The following is an 11,347-nucleotide window of genomic DNA, read 5'->3' as shown; positions in this document are numbered from 1 at the left end:
CGTGGTATAGGTTTATATTTAGCTGCATGGTTGTCCTCCTGGTAGTGGTTTTGGTTTTCTGAAAATTTGAATGTTTAGTGCTCTTAATATTTTAACTACCAGGTGGGCAGCCTTTTTCCTTTGGTGTGGGTGGGGAGTATGTGTATACCTATGCAGGAAAAATTTTTTAATATTGGTTGACATCGGGAATATAAGAACCTATATTATCACTCGCCAAAAGTGAGCCGCTAGCTCAGCTGGTAGAGCAACGGACTTTTAATCCGTAGGTCCCAGGTTCAAGTCCTGGGCGGCTCACCATTAAAGCGTCCCCATCGTCTAGCCCGGCCTAGGACACCGGCCTTTCACGCCGGCGACGGGGGTTCGAATCCCCCTGGGGACGCCATTTATATACCCCGTTTTAAAACAAGACTGCGGGGCCGTAGCTCAGCTGGGAGAGCGTCAGGCTGGCAGTCTGAAGGTCGTGGGTTCGAATCCCACCGGCTCCACCATCAAATAGAGGGCCTGTAGCTCAGTTGGTCAGAGCATCCGGCTCATAACCGGACGGTCGGAGGTTCAAGTCCTCCCAGGCCCACCATTCTAATACCCACCAAATTTTTATTTCCATATACTATTGATTTTACTTTGATGTTTTCCAATATTTCTATTTTAGACAGGCAGGCTGGAGGGTCGCTTCCCTTTCGGGAAGAGGAAAGTCCGGGCTCCACAGGGCAGGGAGCTGGCGTTGAGCCAGGCAGGGGTAACCCTGCGGATAGGGCCACAGAAAACAGACCGCCCTGATTTTTTCAGGGTAAGGGTGAAAAGGTGGTGTAAGAGACCACCGCCTTCTACCGTGAGGTGGAAGGGCACGGTAACCCCCTCCCGGAGCAAGGCTAAATAGGTCGGCGTTTGAGGGTTGCCCGCCCGAAGCCGACGGGTAAGCCGCTTAGAGAAATGACCCTCTAAAACAGAACCCGGCTTACGGGCCTGCCTGTTTTATTCCCATCTTTTTCCAGTATTGATATCAACAGTTAAAGGAATATCAAGGTTAGTTGCCGATTCCATTATCTCCTTTACCTGTTTCCTTACAGGATTTATCTGGCTTTCTGGTACTTCCATAACTATCTCGTCGTGAACCTGTAGAGTGAGATATATATTTGTGTTCTTAAATTGATTAAACAGTTTTATCATTGCGATTTTCATTATGTCTGCTGCTGTTCCCTGAATAACTGCGTTAAATGCTGCTCTTTCACCAAAATTTCTTATGTTGCTGTTTTTTGCTTTAAGTTCAGGGACAGGTCTCTTTCTTCCAAAGAGTGTTTTAACATATCCTTTGCGGTAGGCTTCATCTATTGTTTTTTCAATAAACTCTTTAACAGAAGGGAATTTTTTGAAATAGTTTTCTATATACTCTTTTGCTTCATTTATAGGAATCCCAAGTCTTTGAGATAGGCCTTGAGGGCTCATTCCGTAGATTATTCCAAAATTAACCATTTTGGCAACTTTCCGCATCTTTTCATCTACACTGGAAAAATCAACGTTAAAAAGTATTGATGCTGTTTCCCTGTGAATATCCTTTCCTTCCTTATACGCTTTTATAAGTTTTTCGTCCTGTGATAGGTGAGCAAGTATTCTCAGTTCTATCTGTGAGTAGTCAGCCCACAAAAGTAAGTAGTTTTCTGGAGCTATTACAGATTTTCTTATCTGTTTTGATATTTCATCTGAAACGGGAAGGTTTTGAAGGTTTGGTTCAGAACTTGATAATCTTCCTGTTGCAGTTCCGGTCTGAATAAACGTTGTGTGCACTCTTCCATTTCTATCCATGTGCTTAACTATTCCGTCAACAAAAGTTCCTATTAGTTTTGAGTATTTTCTGTATTCAAGGATGTATTCGGCAATTTTGTAGCCGTTTAACGCAAGAGTTGTTAAAACTTCAACATCGGTAGAGTATCCAGATTTTGTTTTTTTTACAGGTTTAATCTGGAGCTTGTCAAACAGTATTTTTGAGAGTTGTTTTGGAGAGTTAAGGTTGAAAGTTTTTCCTGCTATTTGAAAAATCAATTTTTCAAGTTTGGTCATTCTTTCTGTAAGAGTTTCTTTTAAATTTTCCATGTAGTCTCGGTCAAATAGAACTCCTCTTTTCTCCATAAAGAAGAGAACCTCAATTAAAGGGTGCTCTATCTCTTTGTAAAGAGTAAGCAAATTTTCCTTGATAAGTTCTTTCTTTACAGTTTCCCCTATTTTTATGATGTGGTGAGCAAACTTTTCAGTGTTCTCAATTTCAACAATTTTAAGGTGTTTTTTTATAATTGTTTCAGGAGAGTAGTCTTTTTGAATAGAATTAAGGAGGTATTCACCTATTGATATGTCAAAAAATTTTTTGTGGTGTTTTGTGTTTCCATATTTATGGTAAAACTCTTTAAGATTAAATGTGAAAATTTCGTCTGCCAGTTCTATGAATTTTTCAGGTTTTTCTATGGAAGAGAATAAACTTTCTTGCACTGCCACTATGGTTTTTTTATTATCAAGCAGTCCTATCTTTTTTTTTGTGAAAAGGTCTTTCTCTTTTAGAAATTCTTCTATTTTGCTTTCTTCAACCTCTTTTGATTCTTCAATGTTGTTACTAAGTTTAAGGGAAGGAAAAATTTCTTTTAATTCTTTAACTATAGAAACCATTTCAAGCTCTTTTAAAAGTTCCGATAAACATTTTTCATCCGGATTCTTCTTTTTAAGTTCTTTTTCTGAAACGTCTATTGGAACGTTGCAGTCTATCGTTGCAAGTTGCTTGCTTATGAAAGCCTGTTCTTTAAAGTTTTTAAGAGTTTCTTTTCTTTTTGGAGGCAGTTTTTCAAGATTTTCATAAAGATTTTCAAGAGAACCAAATTCTTTTATCAGTTTTGTTGCCGTTTTCTCTCCTATTCCGGGAACTCCTGGAATGTTATCGCTTGTATCTCCTGCAAGTCCGAAAATGTCCGGAATTTGAGAGGGACTGTAGTCAAATGTGTCTATAAACTTTTCAAAGGTGTAAAGAATTTCAGTTTTTTTCTGAGGTGTTATGGAGAGAACTGATACTTTCTCATTTATAAGCTGTCTTATATCCTTGTCTGGGGAAACGATTATTACCTTAAATCTCTTTTCTGATAGTTTTCCTGCCAGTGTTCCTAAAATGTCATCAGCTTCAAATCCTTCCTTTTCTATTACGGGAATGCCAAGGCAGGTTAGAAATTTTTTTATATATGGTAACTGGGCTTTAAAATCGTCAGGGGCGGGTTTCCTATTTGCTTTGTAGTCTGAAGAAATTTTTTCTCTGAAAGTTTTTCTGCTTACATCAAAAGCAACTGCAACATATTCAGGTTTCAGTTCTCTATAAAGTTTTAGAAACATTCTTGCAAAACCGTAAATGGCGTTTGTCGGAAATCCTTTTGATGTAGAGAGTCCCTTAATTGCGTAAAATGCTCTGTAAGCAAAGCTTGTTCCATCAAAAAGATAAACTGTTTTTTGTTTCACATGCGCCTCTTTACTGTTTTCTTTTTTTATTGAATTCTTTGTTTACGAGCTCTTCAGCTTTTTTTTTGTATCTCATCGCATCTTCAAACTGCTGTTTTCCTTCAAGGACTTCTGCTATGGTGAAATATATATCTGCAGCTTCCATGTATCTTCCCTCTTTTTCAAGTGCCATGGCGTAAAATTCCTGTGCTTTTATGTCTTCTGGGAATCTTGAAAGATAGGGAACTACAATTTCTTTAACAAGGGAAGTGTTACCTTTTTTAAGGGCTTCTTCAAGGATATGGTACATATCTTTCGCTTCAGAAGTTTCACTATTTTTTCCTCTTTTTATAATAATGACAATCGCTGTTATGACTACAATTCCCGCTATTAAGACGGTTATTGGAGAGTAGCTTTTTCCTTTCTTTTCTGTCTGTTTTTGCGTCTTCTTTGCTTTTTCAACTTCTGCTTTTTTATTAGATTTCCTCTCTTCTTTTTCAGATATTTGATTTTTATCGGTTTTGCTGGAAGATTTAATTTTAATATTTACTATGTTTTTTTTGTCAGTAGGTTCTATTTTTGTTTCAAAATGGTATTGCTTTATCTGTGAAAGTCTTTCTGTTATTTTTTCCTTTCCTGGTTCAATAAAAAGCCTTACAGAGTATGTTTTGTTATTATCTTTGTATATAAACGCGTGTTTCTTTACAGTTTCAGGAAGGTTAATGAAAAATTTTGCTGCTTCTTCTATGCTTTTAGTTTTTAAAATTGTGATTGAGTAGTTGGTTTTCTCTTTCGGTTTTGTTTCTTTTTCTATAGGTTCTTTTTTCACAGGTTCTTGCTGTTCTATTAATTCTGGAGGGAATATGCTGTTTTCAAGAACTTTATCTGTTACCTTTGAGATGAATGCGTCTTTAAACTGCTTTTTTATTCCGCTTGTTAGAAGATAGCTTCTTGCGTCTTTGTATGTTTCAAATAACCCAACTCTTACCTTGAAAAATCCGTCAACTTTGTCAATTCTTGCATCCTGGTAGTTTTCAACCTGTTTTAGAATTTTGACAGCATCTTTTAGGCTTTTTCTTGCGGAAATCTGGATGGAGTAGTAGGTCTGAGCTAAAACTGTTACAGGTAAAAGTAATAGGATTATTAAAAATTTTAAGGTTTTCATTTTTTGTCCTCTTTTAGGGTTTTTATTTCCAGTTCAAGAAAATGAATTATATCAAGCATCTGTTTTAAAGTTTCCATAACAGGGTCTGGGAGCTGTCCATGTTCAAGGTCAACCCTTGTAGTTCTTATTCCGTCCCTTTTTACTATCTTTCCAGGTATACCTACAACAGTTGAATTTGGGGGAACATCTTTTACAACTACGGAGTTCGCACCTATTTTACAGTTATCTCCGATTTTTATAGGACCAAGTATTTTGGCACCTGCCCCTATAACTACATTGTTACCAATTGTAGGATGCCTTTTTCCTTTGTGGGTGCTTGTTCCTCCGAGAGTTACCTGATGATATATTGTTACATCATTTCCGATTTCTGTTGTTTCACCTATAACAACACCCATTCCATGGTCTATAAAAAATCTTCTTCCTATTTTTGCACCAGGATGTATTTCTATTCCGGTTATCCATCTTGCAAAATGTGAAATTAGCCTTGCAGGAAGTTTTAAGTTTTTATTCCAAAGCCAGTGTGCTATTCTGTGCATCCATACTGCGTGAAGACCCGGGTAGCAGGTTATAACCTCTAATATACTTCTTGCGGCAGGGTCTCTTTCAAAAACTGTAGAGATGTCTTCTCTTAATCTGTTAAGCATCAAGCTTCCTTTAAAATGGATGATGTTATTGAAGGAATTATATAACAGTTTAGAAAAATAGGGGTTTTAAAATGGAAAAAGGGGAGCAACTGCTCCCCTTTTTGATGGTACTTATAATGATTACTTTGTAAGTTTTTCCAGATTGATGTAGTTGAGTTTTCCACCTTTTGCTCTGAATGCTTTGAGTTTTTCCAGAGCTTTGTATTCTTCTGCAAATTCTGCTTTGAGAACATCGTCTGGTTTTGGATTGCTTCTGCATGCTGGGTCGTGAGGAGTGATGTGACATGTGAGACAATCTGGATATTTTTCGTGGATAGCCTTTCCGTGTGGATACTCTCCGTGACAATCCTGACATCTTGGGATAAATCCGTGCTTGCTGTGGTGACATGCAACACATGCAACCTTGCTGTGTTTTGTAGGTGATGTTTCCAGATTCTTTGTAACAAGAGCGTGACATGCAGCACACTGAGAATTTGGAGTGTTCTTGCCGTATGTGATGTTGAGAGGATCGTGTGGATTGTGGTGGCATGCAAAGCAATCGTTGTTTGTCTGTTCTGGTGTGTGTGGAAGGTGACATTCAAGACACTCTGGAATGTATCCGTGTTCAGAATGGTGACATGCAGCGCAGCCGATTTCTGTATGTTTCGTAACTTTTTGCTGCATAAGGTCATAGATTGGTTCATGACATACCTGACAGTTTTTAGCCACGTAGTTTTCAGGCTGGCCTGTTCCTGGATACTTCTTACCGCCAACAAAGCCAGTAAACGGTGTTGTAACAGGCATTGGCTTTTTGATAGCGTGTGGATCTGTGTGACATTTAGCACAATCAGGTATAGTTGGGCCGTGGTATAGACCGTGACATGTGGCACATTTTGGCATCATCTCCTGCCAGCCTTTTACACCCATTTTAGGGTTCCATTCGTGGAACTTCTTGTGACAGATAGTACAATCAAACTTGTGTCTTCCACCCTCTTTCTGCATCGCTTTATAGATACTATAGTGACAGGCACCACAATCGGCTGGCTTTAACGGTTGAACCGGGTTAGTAAATAAAGCCTTCTCTTCCGGACCTATTTTCGGAAGATTTCCTCCTGCTGTAAGGGAGGGTGGGCAGTTTGTAAGGGTTACACCGTAAGCCGTTGTAGCACCCATCAGCATAGAACAGAGGATGAGTGCTTTTAATTTCCCTCTCATTATTAACGACCCTCCTGCTTTGGGATTTTCAACTTTACAACTAATAATAACAGAGAGAATATGTAGTGTCAACAATATTTAAGTTTATCTAAAACAGTGTAAATATTATGTTAAATTTCTATCACAGCCAACTAAAGTTAGCTTAATTTGTCTTCAATTTGATACTTTGAAAGTCTATAACGGAACTCTCTGAAGGTCAAACCCAGCAGTTTTGCAGCTTCTATCTTTTTCCCGCTTGCCTTTTCAAGGGCTTTTTTCAGGTAAAATTTTTCTGTTTCTTCAAGGATTTTTTTAAGATTTACCCCATTTTCTGGAAAATCCCCGATTTTTATTTTGGAAGTTAGTTCCTTTTCTCTTTTTCCCGGAATTGTAAGAGTTTCTCCGTCAGAAAGAATAATCGCCTTTTCAACAATATTTCTGAGTTCCCTTACGTTTCCCTTAAAAGGCAGGGAATAAAGATAGTCTAAAAAGTCCGGGTCTATTCTTTTTATCTCTTTTTTGTATTTTTTTGAAAGTTTTTCAAGGAAATATTTAACAAGAAGAGGAATGTCCTCTTTTCTTTCTCTTAGAGGAGGTAGTTCTACAGTTATGGTTGAAAGTCTGTAGTAAAGGTCTTCACGAAACAGTCCTTTGTTTATAAGCTCTTCAAGGTTTTTGTTGGTAGCAGCAATTATCCGAACGTCCACCTCTTTCTCTTCAAGGCTTCCAATAGGGCGGATTTTTCTATCCTCTATGAATCTTAGAATTTTTGCCTGAAGGGGAAGAGGCATGTCTCCTATTTCATCAAGAAAAAGTGTTCCGCCGTCAGCCTGTTCTATGAGACCTTTTTTGTTTGATACTGCACCTGTAAAAGCTCCTTTTTTATATCCAAAAAGTTCACTTTCAAGAAGTTCTGACGGAAGAGATGCACAGTTTATTGCTATAAAGGGTTTGTCTTTCCTGTGGCTTAATTGATGAATTGTTTGTGCCACAACCTCTTTTCCTGTTCCGCTTTCCCCAAGTATAAGCACGTTTGTGTCAAAGGGAGCTATTTTTTTTATGAACTCTTTTATCCTGCGGATTTGGGGAGATTCTCCTATGAACTCTTTATATGTTTTTTCATACTCTTCAACTTTCTTTTCAAGCTCTATTTTTTTCTTTACATTTCTCAGTATCAGTCTTAATTCTGAAACATCAAAAGGTTTTGTGACATAATCAAACGCTCCGAGTTTTAACGCTTCCTGTGCAGTTTCTGCCGAACCAAAGGCAGTGATAATTATCACTTCTGTTTTTTTACCTTTTTCCCTGAGAGTTCTCAGTATGTCCATACCGTGGCCGTCAGGCAATCTAAGGTCAAGAAGTAGAAGGTCAAACCTGCTTTCATTTAGCTTTTTACTGGCTTCTTTTACGGTTTCTGCTTCTTCAATGTCAAAGTTAAACTCTGAAAGCATTATGGATAGTATATCCCTGATGCTTTTCTCATCATCAACTATAAGCGCTTTCATCTTCTGTTCTCTTCTTTTTTGGTATTTCAAATATGAAAATTGCTCCTTTCTCAGGGGAATTTTTTACTGTTAAGTTTCCTCCAAGTTCTATTGCCACCCGCTTTGCTATTGCAAGTCCAAGTCCACTTCCTTCTTTCTTCGTTGTGAAGAAAGGTTCAAATATAGTATCTAAATGTTCCTTTTTTATTCCCGGTCCGTCGTCTTTTATAATTATTTTAACAGTTTTCTCTGTCTCTTCTACAGTTATTTCCACTTCACTTTCTGCCCATTCAAAGCTGTTTTTTATAAGATTTGAGATAGCTGAAAAAAATGACTTATAAGGTAAGAGTAGTTTTAAGTTTCTATCGGTTTTTAAATTTACCTTTGTTTTTTTATCGGGATGGATAACTTTTAAAGAATCGACAATATTCTTTATAAGTTCTATTATTGATATTTCAGACTTTTGCATATCAAGTGGTCTTGAGAGTATTAAAAAATCGTTTACTATGTTTGAAAGTCTTATGGTTTCTTTTTTTATAAGGTTAAGGAGTTTTCTGTTTGGTTTTTCAGCTTCATCTAAAAGTTCTACAGCTGCTTTTATTGATGCAACGGGGTTTTTAATTTCATGTGCAAGGTCAGCACTTATGTGGTAAAGTCTTTTGAATACTTCATTTTTTCTCTTTTCCTTTTCAAGTTCTAAAATGTAAAGTGATTGAGTTTTCAGTTTTTTCTCAAATGCTTTTCCTGCAAAGTAGATGGAGAAAAAGGCTACACCGTTCAGAAATAGTTTTATTAATATCTCCTGTTGTGAATAGTATCCTGTTGTGTAGATAATTCCACCGTAGATTATAAGGCTTATAACAGGAAATATGATTGTGTATGGTTTCTCAAGAAAGAGCGAGGAGAAAAATATCGGGAACAGATAAAGTATTGATACATAGTCCCAGTATAGTAGATTGCTTCTTATTAGAGCGGAGATAAATATTATGTCAAGAAGGAAATCTAAAGGGTTCTCTTTTTTATAGAATAGGGAAGCCATTGCTACTATTGAATAGATAAAGATAACTATTGCGGGATTGGTGTAGGAGAAAGCTCCCTCCCGTAAAAACGAGAGGGAAAGGATAATAAGCAGTAGAGATACAGCAAATATTACTCTTGAAAGTTTATAGTAGAGAAAAAAATCTTTTAAAAAATCTCTTTCCCTAAAGGTTCTTTTCAAGGCCGGTCTCGTAATACTGTTTTGCCTCCTCTACAGAGATATTTATGACCTCTTTTCCATTATGACTTATTATACCTCTGTTTCCTTTTACCACTCCTATTCTCTTTGCAGGGATGGTTCTTTCTTTGAAAAATTCAAGCACCTCTTCCTCTTTTTCTGGAGATACAGAAATAATGATTCTGCTCTGTTCTTCTCCAAAAAGCAGAAAATCACTTCTGATATTGTCGTTTAGATTTACTTCAAATCCGAGGTTTCTTCCGAAAGAAGATTCAAAAAGAGCTACGGCTATACCTCCTTCTGAAATATCATGGGCACTTTTTATAAGCTCTTTCTGGATAGCTTCAACAATGCTGTTTTGAAGGGTCTTTTCAAACTTGAGGTCAATTGTTTGCCCTGTTCCTTTAAATTCTCCTTCAATAAGCTTCTGATATTCACTTCCAGAAATATTACCTGTATTTTCTCCAAGCAGGATTATTACATCACCTTCATCTTTAAAATCTTTTGTCATTCTTTTTTCAACGTTCTCCAGAACGCCCACACATACAACTGTTGGAGTGGGGAAAATGGCTCTTTTTCCGTTTTCAAGAGCGGTTTCATTATAAAAGCTAACATTTCCGCTTACCACAGGGGTTTCAAGGATTTTACACGCATCTGCCATTCCGTCGGTGCATTTTACAAATTGCCACATTATTTCTGGATCTTCTGGACTTGCAAAGTTTAGACAGTCTGTAATGGCTCTTGGTGTTGCACCGCTGCATGCAACATTTCTTGCAGCTTCTGCAACAGCTATCTTTCCACCTTCGTAAGGATTAAGATAGCAGTATCTTGAGTTACAGTCAGAGCTTATAGCGATACCTTTTCTGCTTTCCTTTACTCTTAAAACAGAAGCGTCTGAGCCAGGATATACAACAGTATTTATCTGAACCATGTGGTCATACTGTTCATAAATCCACCTTTTACTTGCTATGGTGGGGGAAGATAAAAGCTTTAATGTTATTTCATTTAAGTCTTCAGGCTGGGGGAGGATTTCCTGGTTGTAGCTTCTGTTTTCTATTATATACTGTGGAACTTTGAAAGGTCTGTAATAAACAGGTGCTTCATCTGTCAGGATATTTACTGGAAGCTCTGCGACTTTTTCATTATGCCAGAAAAGTCTTATTACAGGTTCTTCTATGATTTCACCGATAATACATGCATCAAGGCCCCATTTTTTAAATACTTTTATAATATTTTCTTCTTTACCTTTTTCGCACACAACAAGCATTCTTTCCTGAGATTCTGAAAGCATAATCTCGTAAGGTGTCATTCCTTCTTCTCTTGTGGGAACTTTATCAAGGTCAAGTTTAACGCCTACATTTCCTCTTGATGCCATCTCAACAGAAGAAGATGTCAGCCCTGCCGCTCCCATATCCTGAATTGCAATTATTCCTTCTGTTTCCATTGCTTCAAGGCACGCTTCTATCAGTAGTTTTTCAATAAACGGGTCTCCAACCTGAACGTTTACTTTTTTTTCAACTTCCTCTTCTGATGAGAACTCTTCAGATGCCATGGTTGCTCCGTGGATTCCGTCCCTTCCTGTTTTTGAACCAACATAAATTACAGGATTTCCTACACCGGCTGCCTGTGCGTAGAAAATCTTATCCTTTTTCACAATTCCAAGAGCAAAAGCGTTTACAAGAGGATTTGTTTGATAACAGCTATCAAAATACACCTCACCACCTACTGTTGGGACGCCAACGCAGTTACCATAGTGACTTATTCCAGAAACCACTCCTTTCATCACATATTTCATTTTCGGGTCGGAAAGTTCCCCGAATCTTAAGGAGTCCATACACGCTATTGGTCTTGCTCCCATTGTGAATACATCTCTTAAAATTCCGCCAACTCCTGTTGCGGCTCCGTTAAAAGGTTCTATAAATGAGGGATGGTTATGGGATTCAACCTTAAAAGCCGCACATATCCCTTTTTCTTCATCAACCATGATTATTCCGGCATTTTCCCCGGGTCCCTGAACAACCCACGGAGCTTTTGTGGGAAATTTTGAAAGATGAACACGGGAAGATTTATAAGAGCAGTGTTCTGACCACATAGCTGAGAATATGCCAAGTTCAACAAGATTGGGTTCTCTGCCAAGAAGCTCAACCGCTTTCTTATATTCGTTTAAAGGCAGGTGTTTTTCAATAATCTCTTTTTTCATCCA

The 11,347-nt window shown here is 37.7% G+C and carries 7 protein-coding genes, 4 tRNA genes and 1 other RNA gene; 5 read left to right on the top strand and 7 right to left on the bottom strand.

Features of this window, described 5'->3' with window-relative positions:
• The first annotated feature begins 221 nt into the window (after positions 1–221).
• From CHB58_RS07455 to rnpB, 5 genes are all read left to right on the top strand, one after another.
• A tRNA-Lys gene (locus tag CHB58_RS07455) sits at positions 222–297 on the top strand.
• A 7-nt stretch (positions 298–304) separates the two neighbouring features.
• Positions 305–382 (top strand) — tRNA-Glu (locus CHB58_RS07450).
• A gap of 30 nt (positions 383–412) precedes the next feature.
• Positions 413–488, top strand: a tRNA-Ala gene (locus CHB58_RS07445).
• Between the two features lie 9 nt (positions 489–497).
• Positions 498–574: transfer RNA gene (locus CHB58_RS07440), tRNA-Ile, on the top strand.
• Between the two features lie 76 nt (positions 575–650).
• Positions 651–974, top strand: an RNA gene (rnpB, locus tag CHB58_RS07435) — RNase P RNA component class A.
• Here the strand turns inward: rnpB and polA are convergent.
• The 7 genes from polA to purL form a co-directional block, all read right to left on the bottom strand.
• On the bottom strand, positions 973–3,483 hold the full coding sequence (polA, locus tag CHB58_RS07430; RefSeq protein ID WP_089323478.1) for a DNA polymerase I: 2,511 nt from the start codon (positions 3,481–3,483) through the stop codon (positions 973–975). The two genes, rnpB and polA, sit on opposite strands and share 2 nt — an antisense overlap.
• A gap of 10 nt (positions 3,484–3,493) precedes the next feature.
• Complete coding sequence (locus CHB58_RS07425; protein WP_089323477.1) at positions 3,494–4,627, bottom strand: SPOR domain-containing protein; 1,134 nt, start codon at positions 4,625–4,627, stop codon at positions 3,494–3,496.
• A complete protein-coding gene (gene cysE, locus CHB58_RS07420; RefSeq protein ID WP_089323476.1) occupies positions 4,624–5,271 on the bottom strand; it encodes a serine O-acetyltransferase in 648 nt (215 codons plus the stop codon). The genes CHB58_RS07425 and cysE overlap by 4 nt, the downstream gene beginning before the upstream one ends.
• Positions 5,272–5,391: 120 nt before the next feature.
• Positions 5,392–6,465 carry a hypothetical protein gene (locus CHB58_RS07415; RefSeq protein WP_089323475.1) on the bottom strand — a complete coding sequence of 358 codons (1,074 nt, stop codon included), beginning with the start codon at positions 6,463–6,465 and terminating at the stop codon, positions 5,392–5,394.
• 137 nt (positions 6,466–6,602) lie between these two features.
• Positions 6,603–7,949 carry a sigma-54-dependent transcriptional regulator gene (locus CHB58_RS07410; protein WP_089323474.1) on the bottom strand — a complete coding sequence of 449 codons (1,347 nt, stop codon included), beginning with the start codon at positions 7,947–7,949 and terminating at the stop codon, positions 6,603–6,605.
• Positions 7,930–9,147: a sensor histidine kinase gene (locus tag CHB58_RS07405; protein ID WP_089323473.1), complete on the bottom strand. Its 1,218-nt coding sequence runs from the start codon at positions 9,145–9,147 to the stop codon at positions 7,930–7,932. Before CHB58_RS07405 ends, CHB58_RS07410 begins: the two co-directional genes overlap by 20 nt.
• Positions 9,131–11,344, bottom strand: a complete 2,214-nt coding sequence (gene purL / locus CHB58_RS07400) for a phosphoribosylformylglycinamidine synthase subunit PurL (RefSeq protein ID WP_089323472.1) — start codon at positions 11,342–11,344, stop codon at positions 9,131–9,133. Before purL ends, CHB58_RS07405 begins: the two co-directional genes overlap by 17 nt.
• Positions 11,345–11,347 lie beyond the last annotated feature (3 nt).

It is taken from the genome of Desulfurobacterium atlanticum (assembly GCF_900188395.1).
Taxonomy (GTDB): domain Bacteria; phylum Aquificota; class Aquificia; order Desulfurobacteriales; family Desulfurobacteriaceae; genus Desulfurobacterium_A; species Desulfurobacterium_A atlanticum.
Note: the sequence above shows the minus strand (reverse complement) of the source record. Positions and strands in the feature narration are given on the sequence as shown.

What these genes read in the sequence shown, in the direction of transcription:
- CHB58_RS07410 (WP_089323474.1), bottom strand. Translation starts at nt 7,949, where the DNA reads ATGAAAGCGCTTATAGTTGATGATGAGAAAAGCATCAGGGATATACTA.
- CHB58_RS07425 (WP_089323477.1), bottom strand. Translation starts at nt 4,627, where the DNA reads ATGAAAACCTTAAAATTTTTAATAATCCTATTACTTTTACCTGTAACA.
- CHB58_RS07415 (WP_089323475.1), bottom strand. Translation starts at nt 6,465, where the DNA reads ATGAGAGGGAAATTAAAAGCACTCATCCTCTGTTCTATGCTGATGGGT.
- cysE (WP_089323476.1), bottom strand. Translation starts at nt 5,271, where the DNA reads ATGCTTAACAGATTAAGAGAAGACATCTCTACAGTTTTTGAAAGAGAC.
- purL (WP_089323472.1), bottom strand. Translation starts at nt 11,344, where the DNA reads ATGAAAAAAGAGATTATTGAAAAACACCTGCCTTTAAACGAATATAAG.